20 protein-coding genes and 1 pseudogene are annotated in these 18,159 nt (G+C 62.1%); 15 read left to right on the top strand and 6 right to left on the bottom strand.

Annotated features, from left to right (window positions below; all coding sequences use genetic code 11):
* Positions 1 to 328 precede the first annotated feature (328 nt).
* The 8 genes from QRN45_RS13960 to QRN45_RS13925 all read left to right on the top strand — a co-directional run bounded on the left by QRN45_RS13960 (position 329) and on the right by QRN45_RS13925 (position 7,330).
* Positions 329 to 1,564 (top strand): glycosyltransferase family 4 protein, encoded by a 1,236-nt coding sequence (locus tag QRN45_RS13960; protein WP_284763734.1) that lies wholly within the window; start codon positions 329 to 331, stop codon positions 1,562 to 1,564.
* Positions 1,561 to 3,000 (top strand): UDP-glucose dehydrogenase family protein, encoded by a 1,440-nt coding sequence (locus QRN45_RS13955; protein ID WP_241710452.1) that lies wholly within the window; start codon positions 1,561 to 1,563, stop codon positions 2,998 to 3,000. Before QRN45_RS13960 ends, QRN45_RS13955 begins: the two co-directional genes overlap by 4 nt.
* 303 nt (positions 3,001 to 3,303) lie before the next feature.
* Positions 3,304 to 3,570, top strand: coding sequence for an uberolysin/carnocyclin family circular bacteriocin (locus QRN45_RS13950; protein ID WP_078106048.1), 267 nt, complete (start codon positions 3,304 to 3,306; stop codon positions 3,568 to 3,570).
* A gap of 4 nt (positions 3,571 to 3,574) precedes the next feature.
* A complete protein-coding gene (locus QRN45_RS13945) occupies positions 3,575 to 4,135 on the top strand; it encodes a hypothetical protein (protein WP_241710451.1) in 561 nt (186 codons plus the stop codon).
* A 10-nt stretch (positions 4,136 to 4,145) separates the two neighbouring features.
* Positions 4,146 to 4,754, top strand: coding sequence for a hypothetical protein (locus QRN45_RS13940; RefSeq protein WP_284763733.1), 609 nt, complete (start codon positions 4,146 to 4,148; stop codon positions 4,752 to 4,754).
* 36 nt (positions 4,755 to 4,790) lie between these two features.
* Positions 4,791 to 5,198, top strand: coding sequence for a hypothetical protein (locus tag QRN45_RS13935; RefSeq protein ID WP_284763732.1), 408 nt, complete (start codon positions 4,791 to 4,793; stop codon positions 5,196 to 5,198).
* Positions 5,199 to 6,734, top strand: coding sequence for a hypothetical protein (locus QRN45_RS13930; protein ID WP_284763731.1), 1,536 nt, complete (start codon positions 5,199 to 5,201; stop codon positions 6,732 to 6,734).
* Positions 6,686 to 7,330, top strand: a complete 645-nt coding sequence (locus tag QRN45_RS13925) for an ABC transporter ATP-binding protein (RefSeq protein WP_284763730.1) — start codon at positions 6,686 to 6,688, stop codon at positions 7,328 to 7,330. The genes QRN45_RS13930 and QRN45_RS13925 overlap by 49 nt, the downstream gene beginning before the upstream one ends.
* A 21-nt stretch (positions 7,331 to 7,351) precedes the next feature.
* On the opposite strand, the gene QRN45_RS13920 is transcribed toward QRN45_RS13925, so the two are convergent.
* Both QRN45_RS13920 and QRN45_RS13915 read right to left on the bottom strand, forming a co-directional pair.
* Positions 7,352 to 9,697 (bottom strand): helix-turn-helix transcriptional regulator, encoded by a 2,346-nt coding sequence (locus tag QRN45_RS13920; protein WP_284763729.1) that lies wholly within the window; start codon positions 9,695 to 9,697, stop codon positions 7,352 to 7,354.
* Positions 9,698 to 10,439: 742 nt separating this feature from the next.
* Positions 10,440 to 10,754 carry a hypothetical protein gene (locus QRN45_RS13915; protein WP_284763814.1) on the bottom strand — a complete coding sequence of 105 codons (315 nt, stop codon included), beginning with the start codon at positions 10,752 to 10,754 and terminating at the stop codon, positions 10,440 to 10,442.
* A 124-nt stretch (positions 10,755 to 10,878) separates the two neighbouring features.
* On the opposite strand from QRN45_RS13915, the gene QRN45_RS13910 reads away from it, so the two are divergent.
* Complete coding sequence (locus tag QRN45_RS13910; protein ID WP_350309780.1) at positions 10,879 to 11,235, top strand: excalibur calcium-binding domain-containing protein; 357 nt, start codon at positions 10,879 to 10,881, stop codon at positions 11,233 to 11,235.
* A 234-nt stretch (positions 11,236 to 11,469) separates the two neighbouring features.
* Here the strand turns inward: QRN45_RS13910 and cspE are convergent, their stop codons facing one another.
* Entirely contained in the window at positions 11,470 to 11,673 is a 204-nt protein-coding gene (gene cspE, locus QRN45_RS13905) for a transcription antiterminator/RNA stability regulator CspE (protein WP_028266315.1), read from the bottom strand.
* 297 nt (positions 11,674 to 11,970) lie between these two features.
* Between cspE and QRN45_RS13900 the strand changes: the two genes are divergently transcribed.
* From QRN45_RS13900 to QRN45_RS13890, 3 genes are all read left to right on the top strand, one after another.
* Positions 11,971 to 12,735, top strand: a complete 765-nt coding sequence (locus QRN45_RS13900; RefSeq protein WP_241710444.1) for an alpha/beta fold hydrolase — start codon at positions 11,971 to 11,973, stop codon at positions 12,733 to 12,735.
* 106 nt (positions 12,736 to 12,841) lie between these two features.
* Entirely contained in the window at positions 12,842 to 13,630 is a 789-nt protein-coding gene (locus QRN45_RS13895; protein ID WP_242599002.1) for an ABC transporter ATP-binding protein, read from the top strand.
* Positions 13,623 to 14,396, top strand: coding sequence for an ABC transporter permease (locus QRN45_RS13890; RefSeq protein ID WP_241710442.1), 774 nt, complete (start codon positions 13,623 to 13,625; stop codon positions 14,394 to 14,396). Before QRN45_RS13895 ends, QRN45_RS13890 begins: the two co-directional genes overlap by 8 nt.
* A gap of 159 nt (positions 14,397 to 14,555) precedes the next feature.
* On the opposite strand, the gene QRN45_RS13885 is transcribed toward QRN45_RS13890, so the two are convergent.
* Together QRN45_RS13885 and QRN45_RS13880 are read right to left on the bottom strand one after the other, a co-directional pair.
* Positions 14,556 to 14,915, bottom strand: a complete 360-nt coding sequence (locus QRN45_RS13885) for a VOC family protein (protein ID WP_241710441.1) — start codon at positions 14,913 to 14,915, stop codon at positions 14,556 to 14,558.
* A gap of 66 nt (positions 14,916 to 14,981) precedes the next feature.
* Positions 14,982 to 15,755, bottom strand: coding sequence for an SDR family NAD(P)-dependent oxidoreductase (locus QRN45_RS13880; RefSeq protein WP_284763728.1), 774 nt, complete (start codon positions 15,753 to 15,755; stop codon positions 14,982 to 14,984).
* A gap of 99 nt (positions 15,756 to 15,854) precedes the next feature.
* On the opposite strand from QRN45_RS13880, the gene QRN45_RS13875 reads away from it, so the two are divergent.
* The 3 genes from QRN45_RS13875 to QRN45_RS13865 all read left to right on the top strand — a co-directional run bounded on the left by QRN45_RS13875 (position 15,855) and on the right by QRN45_RS13865 (position 17,426).
* Positions 15,855 to 16,160: a hypothetical protein gene (locus QRN45_RS13875; protein WP_284763727.1), complete on the top strand. Its 306-nt coding sequence runs from the start codon at positions 15,855 to 15,857 to the stop codon at positions 16,158 to 16,160.
* 198 nt (positions 16,161 to 16,358) lie between these two features.
* Positions 16,359 to 16,901: a hypothetical protein gene (locus tag QRN45_RS13870; RefSeq protein ID WP_284750851.1), complete on the top strand. Its 543-nt coding sequence runs from the start codon at positions 16,359 to 16,361 to the stop codon at positions 16,899 to 16,901.
* Between the two features lie 117 nt (positions 16,902 to 17,018).
* Positions 17,019 to 17,426, top strand: coding sequence for a hypothetical protein (locus QRN45_RS13865; RefSeq protein ID WP_284750852.1), 408 nt, complete (start codon positions 17,019 to 17,021; stop codon positions 17,424 to 17,426).
* 105 nt (positions 17,427 to 17,531) lie between these two features.
* On the opposite strand, the pseudogene QRN45_RS13860 reads toward QRN45_RS13865, so the two are convergent.
* Positions 17,532 to 18,159 (bottom strand): annotated as a pseudogene (locus QRN45_RS13860) (hypothetical protein); the annotation flags it as partial.

Below are 18,159 nucleotides of genomic sequence, written 5' to 3'. Positions count from 1 at the left end.
GCGGCGCGGGGCGAAAACACCCTGCGCTGTTCAGCGCATGAGGGCGCGCCGCCCAGTCAGCGCCCTCCTGCCGAAATACCCCGGTGCCCGGGACAAGCCCCAGTCATGGCCACGAGGTTCACTACGGTGTCACCGTAAGGCGTGCCGATACGGGGGAATAAGAGTAACTTCTACCCGTCTTCCAGCCCGGGAGTTACCCAGATCGGCGAAATTTCCGGCCGCGCGGATCCTCCACTCGGGAAATCAACGTCAATTTGTTAACCAAACCTTCCCCCTACCGTCACGCCCATTCCTCCGCGTCGCCAACCTCCGCGCACACCGTGGAGGGGTGAGGATCGCTATCGTTGCCGAATCATTCCTGCCGCTCATGAACGGGGTCACGCACTCCATCCTGCGGGTGCTCGAGCATCTCCAAGAGCGAGGCGACGAAGTGATGGTGATTGCGCCGTCGACGTCGGACACTGCCGTCTCGGACGTCGTGAACGGCGCTTTCGTCCACCGCCTCCCCTCCGTGCCCTTGGCCGGATACACAAATGTGCGGGTGGCGTTGGGGGGTGTGAGCCGGGTCAAGAGAATCCTTGCCGACTACGCGCCGGACGTTGTCCACCTCGCCTCACCTTTCGTGCTCGGATGGCGGGCCGTGCAGGCCGCGCACCAGCTCGGCATCCCCACGGTTGCGATTTATCAAACCGAGGTGCCGAGCTACGCCGCCCGGTATGGCCTCCCCATGCTGGAGAACTGGGCATGGAACCGGGTGGACAACATCCATCTTCGAGCGGACCGGACGTTGGTCCCGTCCACGTTCGCGCTCAACCAGTTGCGCGGCCGCGGGATCTTAAGGGTGGGCATGTGGCGGCGCGGTGTGGATACCGCGCGGTTCTCCCCCACCAAGCGCTCGACGGCGTGGCGCGCCTCCGTAGCGCCCCACGGCGAGCGCATCATCGGCTATGTCGGCAGGCTCGCGGTGGAGAAGCAGGTGGAGGACCTTGCCGTTCTCGCGGATCTGCCGGGAACCCGGCTTGTGATTGTGGGCGACGGTCCGCAACGCGCCGCCCTCGAAACAGCACTGCCAAACGCTTTCTTCACCGGGTTCCTGGGCGGCGAGGAGTTGGCCCAAGTAGTGGCCGGCCTTGACCTCTTCGTTCATCCTGGCGAGTTCGAAACCTTCTGCCAGACGATCCAGGAGGCCATGGCCTCCGGCGTTCCCGTCGTGGCCACCGGCCGCGGCGGTCCCCTTGACCTCGTGGAAAACTCGCGCACCGGCTGGCTTTACGAGCCGGGAGACCTCGCGCAGTTGCGGGCCTACGTCCAGGACCTGGTGGGCGACGACGCCAAGCGCCGCGCGTTCGGAACGGCGGCACTCGCTTCGGTCCAAGGACGAACCTGGCCGGTGCTGAGCGCGCAACTTGTCCAGCATTACGAGGCAGTGATCGCCGGCGAAGCGCTCGTGGAGCCTGCCGCCGCGCCAAGCCCGGTTCAGCCGGCCGGGCTGCACGCGGCCGAGCTGCACGCGGCCGAGCCTGCCACCATTTCCGTGACTTCCAGCAAAGGACTCCCAGCATGAAAATCTCCGTTGTAGGCTGCGGCTACCTCGGCGCGGTGCACGCCGCCACGCTCGCATCGATGGGCCACACCGTGGTGGGCATCGACGTCGACGCCCAGAAGGTCGCCCACCTGAACAAGGGCTTCGCGCCCTTCCACGAACCCGGCCTCGACGAACTTCTCCGGGACGGCTTCGCCACCCAACGCCTCACGTTCTCCACCGACTTCGCCGATGCCGCCGACGCCCAGACGCACTTCCTCTGCGTGGGCACCCCGCAGTCCAAGACGTCGGATACCGCGGACCTCTCGTACGTGATCGCCGCCACGAAGAGCCTCCTCCCGCATCTGGCGAGGGGCGCCGCCGTCGTCGGCAAATCCACCGTTCCCGTGGGAACAGTGGACATGCTCCGCGGCATCCTCGCCCGCAGGCCGGATGTCCTGCTCGGCTGGAATCCCGAGTTCCTGCGCCAAGGCACGGCGGTCAAGGATTCCTTGGTACCGGACCGTTTGGTGTACGGCGTGCCGGGCGGCAAGGACTCCGCCGCCGGCGCCCCGGTCACGGCTGCGCTCGACGCCGTCTACGAACCGCTGATTTCAGCCGGAATACCGCGGTTGGTCTGCAACTTCGCGACGGCCGAGCTCATCAAGTCCGCCTCCAACGCATACCTCGCCACGAAGCTCAGCTTCATCAACGCCATCGCCGAACTGTGCGACGCCTCAGGGGCCGACGTCACGGAGCTCAGTGAGGCGATGGGGCTGGATCCACGCATCGGCAACCGGTACCTGCACGCCGGCCTGGGATTCGGTGGCGGCTGCTTGCCGAAGGACATCCGCTCGTTCCGCGCACAGGCACAAGCGCTGTCCGTGCCTTCCCTCGATGAGTGGATGGGTGTGGTCGACTCCATCAACCTCGGCCAGCGCGCCCGCGCCGTGGAGGTCGCCCGCGAGATGTGCAAGGGCTTCCTGTCCGGCCGGACCGTCACCGTGTTGGGCGCGGCCTTCAAGCCGGACACCGACGACATCCGCGACTCCCCATCCCTCGACGTCGCACTCCAACTGGCCGCGGCCGGCGCCCACGTTACCGTGACCGATCCCAAGGCCATCAACAACGCGTGGATGCGCTACCCGCAGCTCCGCTTCGAAGCGTCCACGACCCGCGCGCTCGAAGGCGCCGAGTTGGTGCTGCTGCTCACCGAATGGGACGAATACCGCGCCCTCTCACCCGCCGTCGTCGGCTCGCTTGTACGACGCCGGATGGTACTGGACGCGCGGAACGTCCTGGATGCTCGAGCATGGCAGGCGCAAGGCTGGACGGTTCGCGGGCTCGGAACCGGCTCCAGCGTTGAGCCTTCGGTGCCGATTGCTGAAATCAAGCCTGCTGTCCTTCCCGTCGAACCGCTCAACACACGGCCCTTCATTGTCGGTTCGCCGGCCAAGGCACCCTCGACGCGACGCTGAGCCTTCTTCGCCGGGGTTGGCTGCCGCGGTCGGTCGGGGCAGGCGAGAGGGCCGCGAACGGCTCTCAGTGTTTTAGCCCCGCGAACACGTAGACGAGCCCTCCCGCACACGGAGATCGGGCTTGTTCACACTGAGAAACGGCCTTTGGCACACGGATTTTTCCGTTTTTTACACGTAGACGCCAATTTCACCGAGAGAATCTGAACCGTGGATGGCCCTCCTTTTTGGAGGGGCACCACTCTTCAGGGCCAGCGAAACCGTTGGCCGTTCTACTCGAGAAATGGGGTTGTAGTGGAATCAACAATGACGAAAAGGACCGGCCTTCAGGCTGCGGCCGCGGCGGCTCTGGCTGTGGTTGGCATCTTCGGCGCGAGCTTGGCTGTTTCGTGGATCGCGGGGTCCCTTGGCATTTCTGCCGCGGCGGCGTCCCAGATCATGCACGCCATCGAGGTCGGAGGCTGGGCACTCGTTGTCATCGGCACAATATTCGGGGCAGGAATCACGGGTGCCTTGATCGCAACGGCTCGAACCATCCTTTTCCGCATCGGTCGGGCGCAAGCGGTCGCCTAAATCGATGCTTGCTAAGACAGCACGCGTGCTTGGGGGCATCCCTGGATGGTTGCTCCCAAGCACGGGCCTGGCCATGGCTGCCATAGCCTTCTTCGGCTACTCAGCAGTGGACCTGTCCTGGATCCGGGACGCCAGGGACATGGGCGGAAGCCCCTTCTACGGCAAGGACTTCCTCCAGATCCTTGGGCGGAACGTCGGCGCGGCCTTGGTGCTGTATTCGGGGGTCGCGACCCTCGGGCTGACTACGCTTCTCGGGGCCGGAATCCTGGCGCTGTATATCGGAGCGACAGTGTCCCTCGGGGTGCATTCCGTCGGCAGTGCCGGCCTGGTTGCCGACGTCATATGGTACGTCCCGTTCGAATTCTTCGGCCTGGTGATGGCGGCGACCGCTGGATTCCAGCCCGCCGCGGGCCTGGCCCGCCGGCTGCTGATGAAGAACGAGCCCCCAACCCTGAGCTCGTTCATCGACGACATGGCCCGGTCCCTCGGCACTTTGCTCCTTGCCTTGGCCCTCATCATCCTCGGTGCCGCCATTGAGGCCATCGTGATTCAGCTCAAGTCCTGAGGAGGATTTCATGACCAGCACGGAAGACGGCCGAGAGTCCGAAACCGTCATCAGCGTCGCGAGGGTCGGAAAGTTGCGGCCCGAGCCGTCATCAGCAAGGGGATGGGTCTCCACGTCCCGGGGTCTATGGATCGCGAGCTACATTCTGCTGATGGTCTTGGTGGCCCTGAGGCTTCCCCTGACCAGAAAGTACCTCAACGCGAACGTTCCGGCGGACGTGCCCTCGGAAATCGGCGACGATCGCTTGCTAAGCCTCTCCATGACGGTCGGCACCGTCATGTTCTTCCTGCTCTACGCCGTAATCATCGCTTTGTATTTCTCCCTTGCCGCGTTCCTGGACAAACGCGTAATCCCCGGAAAGTCGGTACTCGCGGGCCGCGTCAATATCGGTGCCTTCTTTGTGATCGCCATTTTCGCCACGATCCCCGTGAATCTGTTCAGCGTGCTGTTCGGCGTCATCCAACCGCGTGATGTCCCCGGATTCTGGGCCTATTTCCCTTCAACGGCCCTCGTTGCCTTGGCGATCTTCTACCGGCATTGGCGCGGGTTTTCCACAGGCAGGAAGATCCTCGTTGTGCTCTCAGCCATCAGCCTGTCAACAATAGTTGCCATCGGCTGACCTTCTTCAACTACCTCCCACGGACAGAAACCCTCAATGAATACTCAGCTTTACAGCCTTCTTCTACGAATCGTGGGCCTCATGGTCGCTGCATTCTCCGGCATTTCCCTCGGCCTCGTGTGGGCTTCTCCTGCCCCGGAAGGCCTCAACAATATCGATCCGCTCGCCGTGAAGAACGGGGCAGTCGCCATACTTCTCGTCTTCGGAGTGGCGGCACCGTTGATTGCGGCCTTTAGCCCGGCCGGGAAATGGCTACCGCTCAAGGCGGCTGTTTTCGCCGTCGCCGGTTTTGCCAACGCGGCGGCCCTCAGCCCGCTCATCGTTGTCCCGTTCCAGGGAACGACGTCGGCAATCGCCGTCGTTTGTGCGCTCGGACTAGCGGTCCTCACCATTGTGGCCTTCATGGACTCTGTCCAGAAGAAGAGTCCGAGGAGCAAGTTCTAGGTGCTGATGAGGACCACGGTCTCTCCCGTCGCAGATGCCGGCCGGACGTCGAACGCCAGGGTCCGTGCCGCATCGGTCCGCCGGTCCGATTACAGGATCCTGCGGGACTTCCGGGCGTTCGAAATCGTCAACGCGATGCGTTTGCCGCTCACCCTGGATGGCTTCAGGGCCCTCGCGGTCTTCGGATCGACAGCACTGGCCGTGCTCGCAACTATGGTGTTCGCTTCCACGATGTCTGTTCTCCGCGACGGCCCGCTCCGCCACGACACGGCCGCCGTGCTCAATTGGGGATTCCTCGGGATCCTCTACTCCGCTGTGGCGACGGTTCTCAGCGAGGTGATTTCGAGCCGACGGCTCGCAGTTTCCGGCACTCCGCACCTGGAACTCTTCCGGGCGATGGAGCTTCCCCTCCCGCAGGTTGTTGTGAGATACGGCTTGCTCCCGGCACTTCGCCGCACGGGGCTCCTTTGGTATTCGGCTGCGGTATTCCTCCTTGTCTTTTTAGAGGAGACGACGAGCTACCTCAACGTCGTGCTGGCTTCGGTCTCCGTCCTGGTTTTCGCCTCCTCTGCAGGTGCCTACTGCGTCCTCCATTTCGCTTCAACACCTGCACAACGGATAGGCCTCCATTGGCTGTATTGCCTCTTGGCTCTCATCCTCGGGCTCTTGCCCGGGGCTGTCACCGGGTTCCTCTTGCCTCAGCTCTCCCGGTTCAGCGGCCTCGCCAAGGACCCTTCGCCCTTCCTTCCAGCGTTGTGCTTGCTGGCGGCCGCTGCGTCCGGGACATTGATCCTCCTCAGCATCCGCGCATGGCGCCGCCTCAGCTATCACAGGATTTCCTTCAGTACAGAGCGACGCGGCAAGCAAAGACCGCTGACGAAGTTCGTGGTATTCGTCGTCACGGATCTGTTGGGCAGCAAACAAGGCTCTGTGATCAGCACCATCGTCCTCGCCTGGATCGCCGTCGTTGGCATCCTCCTGGGCGCCAGGGGCATCCTTCCCGTCCACTCGGCTCTCGGTTCCGGGGAACTGCACAAATCCTTGATCGGTGTTGCCGTGCTCTTGAGCTTGGGAGTTACGGAACCGATGCTGAATCGGATCGGGCCCACCGCGAAGCTGTACCACTACCGCTTTGCCTGGGAGAACGGCTACTCCGCCAACGCGATCGTTGTCCGCCTTGTCGGGATCTACGTTTTGGCGGGGGCCGCCGTTGGTGGATTTGTTTTCCTGGGGGCACTTCTCGCCTTGGACATTCCGGTTCCCGGTGCTGTTCTCGCGGGCGTGATCGTCGCCGCCTCCGGAGTCGTCGCCGAATCGCTCTCCCGGCCGCCGGCCGCCACCGACGGCACCAAAGCCAATGATGTGATGGACGCCCTTTTCACGCTCCTCCTCATCTCTCCTTGTTCGCTCATCCTTGTTTTCAGCCCTGAGTTCAGCACCGTGCTGTTGTCGGGCTATTCCATCCTCTTGATCCTGGGAGCCGCCGTATGCCTACGCCAACGTCTTTTGAGACTTCGATCGAGATTGACTCTGTAACCGTCGGCTACCGGCAGGGCTTACCTATCCTTGAGGGACTCAGCCTCAGCATGAGCGGGCCGGGACTCTACCGGGTGGCGGGCAGCAATGGCAGCGGAAAGTCGACCTTCCTTGAGCTCATCAGCGGCTTCCTCCAGCCTTGGGCCGGAAGCGTTCGCCTGTGCGGTATCGACGCTGGCTCTCCCGACGCGCGACACGTACGGAGCGTCTGCCGCACGACGCCGGCCCTCTACCCCTCCATGACTGTTCGCGATCATCTGGCTCTTGCGGCCCGCAGCCGCCAGGTCGGCCCGGAGGCCGGACTCGCCCGACTGGCCAAATATGGACTGCAGGACTGGGCTGAACAGCCCGTCTCCATGCTGTCGACGGGCAACATCCGGAAGCTCTGGTTGCTCATGTGCACCGTTGCCGATACCCCCGTGGTCGCCATCGATGAACCTTTCAATGGCATGGACCTCCAGGGCATCGAGGCCCTGACTTGCGAGCTCGGCGAATGGGCGCAGCACAAGGTGGTGGTCCTCATCTCCCACACAGTTCCGGACCAACTGACCGTTAGCCATTCCTTCGTCTTCAAGCCGGAAGGAGCAACGCTGTAGTCAGGAAACCACCATGTCGGCTCACTCGGAAGGCCGTTTCTCCCGGAACGGAGACGATTCCCGGACAAGGTCGAAGAGTGCGGTGCGGGACGGGCTTCCCGTCTTGCGCAGCGCGTTGGAGATGTGGCTTTCCACGGTCCGGATACTGATTCCGAGATGCTCGGCGATCTCGGGGTTCGAGCGATGACCGGCCAGGGCGGCTATCTCAATTTCCCGGACGGTCAGGGGCGAGTAGCTCCCCGAACTAAACGCGATGGGCTCATCCTCCGAGGGAAAACGTGTCGCGAACATGGAGTACGCCCGGTCCATCGCGGCCGCCCCGACGGTATTGTCCACGAAGGCATACCGCTTGAAAGCACCGCGGAGCAGCATCCGTACCTGGTAGAAATCGGCGTCGGGCTCATAGTGTTCGAGCAGCACGCCCAGCATTTGATGGTCGTCCTCCACCACCGCGGCAGCAATTGCCACAAGCTGATCATGGGACGTGGAGGGGGCATACTCCTTCAAGGTCTGCCGAAGGAATTCGAGAACCAATCGGCCAGGGAGCAGGCACGTGAAGAACAGCGCGGAATAGATCGCCTCCAGCACATAGCCTCGTTCGAGCTGCCGTTGGATGAGTTTCGCGGCTTTGGCGTCGAATACAGCGGGGATAAGGGGCCGCGCGGCGACCAGTTCGTAGACTCCTCGTGCGGTCCCGGGGAGTGGTCCGATGTCTTCAGCTTCGCGCCGCGCCTGGGTGGCCAGGGTTGCTGCTGGCAGGATCGCCGACGTCGCGGTCCTCAGTCCAGCGAGCCTCAGCATGGCGTCGTGAAGGGAAGCCACGAGGAAGCCTGGCCGCCCCATGGCAAAGATGCTGCTCATGAGGTACTCGGCATCGTCGAAATAGCCGCGGTACATGAGGGCTTGGGCAGCAACATAGGTAGTGGAAACCATCCCGAATTGGTCCAGGTTGCGGCGGGCTTCTGAGCGCTGGTCGAGGGCAAAGACAATCGATTCATCAATCCGACCCGAGCTGAAAAGGGCCATTCCGCGGATGAACGGTTCGGCTCCTGGAATGCCCCTTAACCCGTTGGAGGTGTCGATGGCTTTGAGCGCGGCGGAAGGGTTGAAGCGATAGAGTTCCAGAATCCCTCGGATGCTGGAAATGACACCGCTTTCAGGGTGGCGATCGTGCAGCTGCGCGAAGGTTTCGTCGAGATTCTCCGGCATTCGCTCATAGGAAGCCCTGAGGAAAAGTTCCGCCGCTTCGGCTTCGGCGGACCATTCGGGACGTTCCTTACCGAAGCTCCTGAGTGCGCCAGCTGCAGAATCCAGTCCTTTGCCTTTATGGATCGCCCAAAGTGCTTTGGTGAATGCCAGGAACAGGAGTTCGCACGACTCTCCGCCCGGGGTCAAGGTCTGGGCAAGTACACGCTCAATTCTCGAAGCGTCGATCGGCGAGCCCCAGTAGACGCTCAGAAGCGCCACCGCGTTCGATACCGATCTGTTGGCATCCCACAGCTCGTAGCGTTGGCGCTCCAGGACGGAGATTTGCTCGTGAAAGTGGCGCGCCGTGGCTGCGTCGTCGGAGCTACGTTCAAGGCGCAGCGCGGCCAGGACCCTCACCAGCGAATCAGCTGAGTTGCCGTCAACGAGGGATTCCTGCGGCAATCCACTGAGGGCTCGCGTGATCCGGCTCTTCAAGACCCGTCTGCTTGTGAGCACCCTTTGACCACGGAAATAGTCGGCAAGGATCGGTGGGGTGATCGAAGCGCTGACATTGGTGTGGAGATCCTCCATGACTGAAATGAGGCCGCGCTGCTCAAGCCTGTCGAGAACATCTGAATGGACCACTTGTTGCAGCACATCGAGAGGCGCCGTCCCGGCGATGGCCATGGCCTGAAGGCCCGTGAGTTCGTCGGATTCAAGTCCTTCGAGGAGGGATTGCACCGTGCCATGGAGGTGCTCATTCCACAGGGAGTCGCCTTTCATGTGCCACTGCCCGTGGCGGAGGACAATCGAGTCACTGAGCGCGGCAGTTTCCGCGATGCGAACCACAAGCCGCGGGTTCCCTGCCGATTTCGTCAGGATGCGGGCGGTGGTGTCAGCGTCCGCCGGAGCTCCCAGGACGTCGGTGATGAGCTCGTTCACCTGCTCGTAGCGGAGAGGATTCAGGTGGACCCTGGCTTCGGGGCCGGGGCTGAGCACGGCCGGCTGTGCCATCGAGTAGATGGATGGCTCGCTCATGGTGACGATCATGGGCCGTTTCGTCCGACGGCGGACGGCATCCAGAACCGCTATTGTCTCCGCGTCGACAAACTCGAGGTCATCGACGACAAGCACGCGCTCTCCCGGCCGTGAGAGCCGGCTTGCCAGGGTGTCAGCCACACCCAGAACTCCGAACTGACCTATTCGAATATCCAGGCTCAGGCTATGAATTCCACCAAATGGTATTCCGCGGTGTGAGCGGAGTCCCGAAATGGAATAAACCGTTGCTCCGGTCTTTTCCAGGTCAGCAATAGCTTTTTGCACCACGCTTGTACGGCCGCTGCCAGGCGCACCGACAATTCGAACCATCATTCCGCGAGCAACGTAGTCCAGCGTTCGCCGGACTTCTTGATCGAACACTCGCGATCCAACTTTCTCTGCTGCGCTGATCCAACGCTCTCCGGGCCAAAGGTGGTGCAAGGTCCAGACGATTCAACTGTTCCTGCCAACAGCCGGGGCGTTGGCAGGCGGACTTCCCACGCATTCCCGTGGATTCCCCCAGGTGCGCCGACGAACCTCGCTCCAAGGGCAACCGTAGATTGCGAAACAGCCATCTCAGTGGTGTTTTGGCGAAACTCAGTGTGCTCGGGGATGCGTCTACGTGTGCCGACGTGGGGTTTTACTTCCCATCTACGTGTGCCCCAGTGAAATCTCAGTGTTCCGCCGGCGTCGAAGGGGGTGTGGTTTGGCAGGGGTTTCTCCATGGCTCTCCTGGTGGCGGTCTCATGTTTTTGACGCTACGGGGGTTTCGTGGCCGCCTCCAGACCGAACCTCGTGCATGTGGATATTTATTCGAATATATCTTTTCTTGATCGAACAAATATTCTAATACGAGCCGTACGATCTGATCTCGAGGGCCTCGTCAAGAGGCCTTCTTCTCTATGTGGACAACTTCTTCTCTTTTCTCGCATTTCAGATGCCAGGATCTGCTGACATTCGCGTCGAAATAAGAATCATAGAGGCAATAAGTGAATACTCGCGCGCCTGAAAACAACGGGGAAATAGAGCACGCGTCGCACCGCTTCTTGAAATCTCGCACGTCTATTTTCAAAGTCCTCACTGTCGTCACGACCACCGCCGCGGCGCTCTCCCTTGCCGCCTGCGGCGGAGCCAGCCCAACAATTTCGCAGGCCGGTGCCACCCAATCGGCATCGGCTTCGGGTTCGGCGACTCCCACCCCAACACCAACGCCGACGCCGACCGCGCCGAAAACCGCGTCCTGCGTGACGGAGAACGCGACTGAGAGCTATCCACCCAAGCAATTCATCTGCACAAAGTCCGACGCGGGAGTCCTGCTTTGGATGGAAAGCTCAGAGTCCAAGAGGGTAACGGATGCGCGCGCGGCTGCAGCCGCAGCGGCTGCGAAGGCGGCGGCAGACAAGGCTGCATCTGACAAAGCGGCTGCCGATGCCGCTGCAGCTCAGGCAGCGTCAGCTCAGGCTGCCGCCCAGGCGAAGGCTGCCGCCGATGCTGCTGCAGCGAAGGCACAACAAGACCAAGCCCAGGCCAGGCAGGTACAGCCGGTCGCGCCGCCGTCGTCCGTTTACTACGCGAACTGTACGGCCGCCCGGGCAGCCGGCGCCGCACCGATCTATCGGGGGCAGCCAGGCTACAGGCCCGCATTGGACAGGGATGGCGACGGGATAGCCTGCGAATAAGGGTTACACAGGACACACCCCAGGGACATCGCCGGATTCTGCTGGATCACACTGCTACAGCAAAAGCTGGGCGACACGCCAAATCCCTGTCGCTACCCGAATTCAGGTGTCGACAGGGATCTGGCGCATCCCCGGGTAATTTGCGCGTCGAAAGAAACCCCACGCAACCCAAAAAAGAGGGCACAAAAAAGCAGGACCGGTCATTGACCGGTCCTGCTTTTTGAAATCCGAAGCTTAGAGAGCCTGGATGTTTACTGCCTGGGGACCCTTGGGGCCCTGCTCGACATCGAAGGAAACCTTCTGGTTCTCTTCGAGGGAGCGGTAGCCGCCCGAGTTAATTGCAGAGTAGTGAGCGAAAACGTCCTGGCTGCCATCTTCCGGGGAGATGAAGCCGAAGCCCTTTTCGGAGTTGAACCACTTGACGATACCTGTAGCCATTTTTTCAGTTTCCTTACTGAAGGTGGAGGTTGTCCCGACTGTCGGGCCTCCGGTGTGGGGTGTTCTCCACCGTTACTTCAGAAGGTCGCGGTTGATGAACCGCGGGAACTGCCTGAACTACCAAATGCCAAACACAACAACAGCTACAAGCATACAGGCCTTTGGGCGGATGGCTACTATTTGTCAAAATCCTTCATCTGCCGCGCGCCGCACTTCACGCCGGGGTCGCTGTCCTCTCCCCTGGAATATAGCTCGCCTCCCCCTCCCCTGGAGCCTCAAGCGGCGTAGAGTTCCGCCATGGAACCGATTCGGGTCATCCTTCTTCCCGGAAGCGTTCTTCCGGCCCAACCCGCGTACGGGGCGCTGATCGACGCGCTGGGTCCCGACGTCGACGCCGTCGCGAAGGACCTTGAACTGTACGACGGCGATGAGCCGCCGCCTGGCTGGAGCCTGGACACGGAAATCGAGGGTGTCCTGCGCGAAGCCGACGCCCGCGGCTGGGAGACATTCCACTTGCTCGGCTATTCCGGTGGCGGGGCTGCGTCTTTGGCGTTCACCGCCAATCATCCACAGAGACTGCGCAGTCTCACACTCCTGGAGCCCGCGTGGGCGGGAAGCTGGGACTGGAGCCCGGGGCACACCCAGCTCTGGAAGGAGTATGAGGCGCTGGAATTACTGCCGCCTGATCAGTTCATGGCCGCTTTCATGAGGCTGGGCGTGAAGCCCGACGTCGTCCTTCCGCCACCGCCCGAGGGCGGACCGCCGCCGTGGATGGCCAAGCGGCCGGCGGGGATCAGGGCATTCCTGCGGGACTTCAAGATTTACGATCTGGATCGGGAACGGCTTGCGGCGTTCGCTCGGCCGGTGTTCTTCGTCCTCGGCGGCCTCAGCAACCCGGACGACTACGGCGAGGTCGCCGAGCGTTTGTCGACGGTTTTCCCTGACTTCCGCCTCGAAATGTTCCCCGATCGCCATCACTTCGACCCCCCGCACCGGATCGAACCCGAGCGGCTCGGCGCGTTGCTGCGCGAACATTGGGAACGCGCGGATCGGGCTGTGTAGGGCGCCGTGTCGGTTCCCATCAAAACATCAGGTTCCCGGATATAGACTCATCGCAACGGCGCCCTGCCATGGGGCTGCTTGGCCACCCTGAGGGGGATGCGGCTCGATGAGTGAAGTGAATGTGCCGGCACAACGGCCGGTTTTGGACATCAGCGACTTGTACGTCGCGTACGGTGCGCGGACCGTCGTCGACGGTGTGAGTTTTCAGATTCACCGGGGTGAGATCTTCGGCCTGCTGGGCCCGAACGGTGCGGGGAAGACGAGCACACTCAGCGCCATCGAAGGGCTGGTTACGCCGAAATCCGGGCGGCTGCTGGTGGACGGAATCGACGTTCAAGAAGAGCCGCTGGACGCGAAAGCGCGGCTCGGGGTGCAACTGCAGTCCTCCAGTTTCCAGGCCGAATTGACTATTCAACAGATCGCGAAGCTCTACGGCGGGCTTTACGGGGTAAAACTCTCGCGCACGCAAATCGGGATGAGCATGCGTTCCATAGGGCTTGAAGAAGAACTGGGCAAAAGGTTCAAACAGTTGTCGGGTGGGCAGCAGCAGCGGCTTGCACTGTTCATTGCCACGATTCACAACCCCCTCCTGCTCTTGCTGGACGAACCCACCGCCGGGCTGGACCCCCAGTCACGCCGTGGACTATGGCGTCGCATCGAGGAACTCCGTGGCGAAGGCAACAGCATTCTTCTGACCACGCACTCGATGGAGGAGGCTCAGGCGGTGTGTGACCGGGTCGCGATCATCGATCACGGGGTACTGCTCACCATCGGCAAGCCGTCGGAGCTGATCGACAAACACAGGGACGATCCGCGGGTGCTTTCGGTCGCCCACGGCGCACCGACCTTGGAAGACGTGTTCATCGGACTGACTGGAAGTGAGATCCGTGACTAACACCAGCGTCGCCACTGTCCGCCCACCTCGCGGCCTCGCCATGGGTTCGTTGCTTCGCGCGGACTCCATTGTGATGCTCAACAGTAAGACTTCACTTGTTTTGAGCGCCCTGCTGCCGGTCGTCATCCTTGTGGTCACAAGCTTTGGCAAATCACAATCTCGGCTCGGAGGGTCAAACCTCCTCATCGGATTGGCGTTGACCCTTGGCCTACTCACCTCGTGCCTGCTCGGATTCACCTTGGCTCTGGCCCACGACCGTGAGATCGGTGTGCTGCAAAGGCTCCGCGTCACCCCGGCGCCCAACTGGATGATCATGACGAGCCGCCTTGTCGTCCAAATAGCCACGAACCTGCTCGCCTCCATCATTGTCGTCATCGTCGGCGCCATCGTTCACGGGCTCACGCTCAACATCGGCCAATACCTCTTGGTCATCATCATTGCGGTCCTCGGAGCGGCAATGTTCCTGGCCATCGGACAAGCCCTGGTCGGCTTGGTTCAGTCCACCAACGCCGTCAGCGCGATCGGCCGGTTGCTCATGATCTTCTTGTTGCTCCTCGGCCTCCTCGGAGGAAGCGGCATCCTCGGGGACGCGATGCAAACCATCGCGGACTGGTCCCCGGTCGGAGCCCTCCTGGCACTCTTCTCGGATGTCCTGAACCAGTCTGCCTGGAGCGGTCAGGACACCTACTCGCTCTTGGCCTGCGTGGGGTACGTCGTCGTGTTCGCCTTCATCGGAATCCGCTGGTTCCGATGGAACTCGCGTTAGCGCGGCTACCCGCGGCATCCCTCCCAGCTCACGCTGACGCCGGCTCCCATGCAAACCCGTCCGGGTCGGTGAACGGGCCGGCGCCGCCGTAGCCCCGTGATTTTTCGACTTTAAGCCGAGGCCCCACCGACCGCTTCTCCGATCCTGACCGATGTGTCGTCAGTCCAGGCAGAGGCACAAAGGATGACCGGCCGGGTCAAGAAACACCCGGAATGTCGTTCCCGGCTGATTCTCGTGCTTGGTCGCGCCGAGCTCGAGCACAGCTGCCTCAGCGGCGTCGAGGTCGTCCACCACGACGTCGAGGTGCATCTGCTGCGGAACGTCCTGGCCGGGCCATTGTGGCGGCGTGAAGGAGTCGACTTTCTGGAAGGCCAGCGAATCGCCGTAATCGGCGCGGATGGACCACCAGTCGTCGTCGTTCCGCTCGACTTTCCACTCGAGCAGGGCGCTGTAGAACTCAGCCAGGGCCTTGGGGTCGGGACAGTCGAGTACCACGACCGGGAACCGTGCGATAGCCATGGCCAACACTCTAGGACCGTTTCCGGAGGATCGCATCAACTTTCGTTCGCGGAATATACTCGGAATTTACCGATACCGCGTGGCGAGCTCGGGGCTCTGCCCTCCGAAAGCGGCGAGGTCTGCGTGGAAGACGGCATCGAGAAGGCCGACGTCCTCCACGCCCGGTGCGCAGACGGTTTCGCCCATTTCCAGGCCGCGCAAGCTTGCCGTGACGACGTCGGCGGCGCTCATCCGCGGCATCCTGCTCAAGTCCATCCCTTGGCGCTCGTGGAACTCGGTGGCCACCACTCCCGGGCACACGACTTGCACCGTGATTCCGGTGCCCTCCAGTTCCGCGCTGAGGGTCTGGGACATCGCGACGAGGTACGCCAGGCTGCCGCCGTAGACGACGCGGCGGGGCATCTGGGCGTGCGGGGCCGGGCCGCCGAAGGCGATCATGCCGGACACGTTGATGATGGTTCCCCCGCCGCGTTCCTGCATGCCCGGGATTGCCGCCCGGCTGAGCATGGTGGGCGCGAGGACCTTGACGTTGACGAGTTCCGTGGCCTTGTCGGTGGGAAGTTCGGCGAAAGGCATGTAGTGCGCGACGCCGGCGTTGTTCACGAGCATTGTTACCGGCTCGGTTGCGCAGATCCCGGCGACCGTGTCGATACCCACCGGCGTTGACAGGTCGGCGACGACGGCCCGGACCGTAGTCTGAGGGTGCGAATCGGCGAACTGTTCCAAGCGTTCCTGCCGTCGGCCCACGATCACCAGATCGTAACCGTCGGCGGCCAGGCGTTCGGCGAATGCCTGGCCGATTCCAGAGCTGGCGCCCGTGATAAGTGCTAGCTTGCCCACTGTGGTTCCTCCTGTTGGCGGCAATGACGACCGTTCAACGCAACCACGGAGCTGACGTGCTGTCCACCTCCCGCACGCGAAGAGCCGGGCGACGGCGCGATGCTGCGCTGGCATCCGGAAGCAGCCAACGACGGCGAACTCACCCTCACGGACCACCTCCCCGAACGCTTGGCAACAGTCGAGGCCGCCTTCGGTCAGCGCCTGGACCAGCGCCGATCAGCCGGGCCGGTCAACCTGGCCGCCGGAGAACATCACCTCGGTGCCATGGACCACTGGGGGACAAACTGGACCTTGGGTTCGTGGACATTCCCGTGCTTGAGCCGTGGATGCGGATCACGTTGCGGGGGCGTGTGGCAGGGCGGCGAAGAGATGGTTGCAGTAATCCCCCCGTCATCGTGCATTTGATCGTGCGGGTCTTACGTACATGGCGTGGGCCAGCAACTGCGCGGCCCGGCCGCCGGGTTACCGCGGCACGGTGATCGACCGGCTAGCGGGCGGTGATTTATGAAGTTGACGGTAGTTCACCAAAAGGCGCACTTGGTTCGGACTTCGTTGCCGGCCCGGCTTAGTCGGGGCGTCCTCACGTAGTGGAGAATGTCGATCGTGGGTGTTCTTTTTGACTACTTCTCTGCTGCCTCCGATGAGGAAGCAGCCTCGGTGATCGATCGTGTCGGCGGTCCCGGATCCCAGACGACGATCGCTCCGCCGGCCGAGCCCCGGCGAGGCATCTTCGGCCGCAAACGCCAACCGGCGGCACCGGCGGCCGTGACCTACCAGGAGGCGGCAGTATTCGACACGGTATCCGGCAACGGTATTGATCCCGTTGTGCAGCTGGGAACACTAGAAGAGCTGCTCACCGGACGGTCCTTCGACGAAGTCATGGACGATCCACGGAGCGGGCAAGCCCTCGCGGATCGGGATGGCGGGGAGCGTCTTGTACTGACCCTAACGGAGCCCCTTTCCACAGCGTTGGCCACCGCTTCCGACGAGGCTCTTGAGCGGGTGGCGATCCCATGGTCGGAGACTGAGGAGTTCTGGAACGCAGCTGACCCGGCGCTTCTTGCCGGCTTCCTAAAAGATTTGGCCGGCCTGGCCCGACGATCCAAAGCCTCCGGGCAAGGGCTCTACTGCTGGGTGTGCGTGTAGGCTGGGCGGCCTCGGTCAAGGACCGGCTAATGGACACTTGTTTTTGGGAAGGTCACTCACCTTCTTTCGTTCCAAAGGCTAGGCTGTCGTCAAATTCCTAGTGTTAGGAGAAGACCAATGGGGATAGCGGGAAGCCGAACAAAGCCGATGTTCGAAAAGACCGAACAGTGGTTCTCACCGCTTTCTCCAGATGAGGTCTTGGCGGCCATCTCCACAGCGTTCGCGTCCGAGAAGGCAAAGATCCAACAGGACGAGGACTCCCTCGAGATACGAACGGGATCAAACTGGCAGTACCGTCTCTGGGGCAATCTGCTCTCCCTGGGTCGCAAGAACTTGCCAGTTGCGATAACAATCCGAGTTCGCGCGGCTAAGCAGGGCGCCGAAATTGAGGCTCACGCATTTGATACCTTCGGCCCCAGATTGACTGATCAGGCATTTTTCGGAGCCCAGGAGACTTTTGAGGACCGGCTCAACGTGTTATTGGAAATGGCTGCTTCCGCCGCAAAGGCATCTCCCGAAGCCTGAACAGAAATCCCGATCCGAACACCCGAGGCAACAAGTTGAGAGGATGATCGTCCTCTGGAGGATCCTCCTACGAACAGGTTGTTGACGGGACTTCGCCTTATTTCGCTATCCGCAGGCCCAGTCGAAAGTATCGGATTCCAGATCGAATTGAGCGTTGCCGCCACCGCCGAAGTTGAGTCCCGAGATCTCTTCCAGTTCCAGGTACCAGGGAGTGAGCCCATCAGGCATCGCTTGGACGGGGAAGGCCGTTCCGCCCAAGTGACTTACGGCGAATAGGGGTTCTGCCCAGTCTGCGAGGCTCCCGTTTGTTATGGGATTGACATACCCGTCGGGGCCGACCTCATCTCCCCAGAGTTCGACGGGTGTCTTGCCAGCATTCGGATCCACTCGCGGGATCAACCAAACGTCGGTGGTCGGTTCGATGTGGTCCCAAGCATTAGTGCCCTGTGACTCATCGATATGCTCACCCTCGGCACGCAGATCGGGACGAGGTGCCGTCGGGCCGGCAGCCACCTCATCATGCGTGAGCCAGAGGATCGCGAATTCTCCGTCGATCAGGTCTCTGCGCCTGAGCAGGCCGGGATGGTTCTCGGTTGCTGCAAGGTCGCGTAGGAACGGATCGGTTGAGTCAGCGCTTAGGATGGGTGATTTGTCTTCGACTGCGAACTGGCCCTCACCTGTCAGTGACGGTCGAAAACTGAGCCATTGTGACGGTTGAAAACTGAGCCACCTG

The sequence above is a fragment of the Arthrobacter sp. efr-133-R2A-63 genome, assembly GCF_030209795.1.
Taxonomy (GTDB): domain Bacteria; phylum Actinomycetota; class Actinomycetes; order Actinomycetales; family Micrococcaceae; genus Arthrobacter; species Arthrobacter bambusae_A.
The sequence above is the reverse complement of the archived record's forward strand: the minus strand, read 5'-3'. Positions and strand labels throughout refer to the sequence as shown.

Bases quoted from the DNA above. Each gene is read 5' to 3' on its own strand.
- QRN45_RS13955 (WP_241710452.1), top strand. From the start codon at position 1,561: ATGAAAATCTCCGTTGTAGGCTGCGGCTACCTCGGCGCGGTGCACGCC.
- QRN45_RS13950 (WP_078106048.1), top strand. From the start codon at position 3,304: ATGACGAAAAGGACCGGCCTTCAGGCTGCGGCCGCGGCGGCTCTGGCT.
- QRN45_RS13945 (WP_241710451.1), top strand. From the start codon at position 3,575: ATGCTTGCTAAGACAGCACGCGTGCTTGGGGGCATCCCTGGATGGTTG.
- QRN45_RS13940 (WP_284763733.1), top strand. From the start codon at position 4,146: ATGACCAGCACGGAAGACGGCCGAGAGTCCGAAACCGTCATCAGCGTC.
- QRN45_RS13935 (WP_284763732.1), top strand. From the start codon at position 4,791: ATGAATACTCAGCTTTACAGCCTTCTTCTACGAATCGTGGGCCTCATG.
- QRN45_RS13925 (WP_284763730.1), top strand. From the start codon at position 6,686: ATGCCTACGCCAACGTCTTTTGAGACTTCGATCGAGATTGACTCTGTA.
- QRN45_RS13910 (WP_350309780.1), top strand. From the start codon at position 10,879: ATGGAAAGCTCAGAGTCCAAGAGGGTAACGGATGCGCGCGCGGCTGCA.
- cspE (WP_028266315.1), bottom strand. From the start codon at position 11,673: ATGGCTACAGGTATCGTCAAGTGGTTCAACTCCGAAAAGGGCTTCGGC.
- QRN45_RS13900 (WP_241710444.1), top strand. From the start codon at position 11,971: ATGGAACCGATTCGGGTCATCCTTCTTCCCGGAAGCGTTCTTCCGGCC.
- QRN45_RS13895 (WP_242599002.1), top strand. From the start codon at position 12,842: ATGAGTGAAGTGAATGTGCCGGCACAACGGCCGGTTTTGGACATCAGC.
- QRN45_RS13885 (WP_241710441.1), bottom strand. From the start codon at position 14,915: ATGGCTATCGCACGGTTCCCGGTCGTGGTACTCGACTGTCCCGACCCC.
- QRN45_RS13875 (WP_284763727.1), top strand. From the start codon at position 15,855: ATGCTGCGCTGGCATCCGGAAGCAGCCAACGACGGCGAACTCACCCTC.
- QRN45_RS13865 (WP_284750852.1), top strand. From the start codon at position 17,019: ATGGGGATAGCGGGAAGCCGAACAAAGCCGATGTTCGAAAAGACCGAA.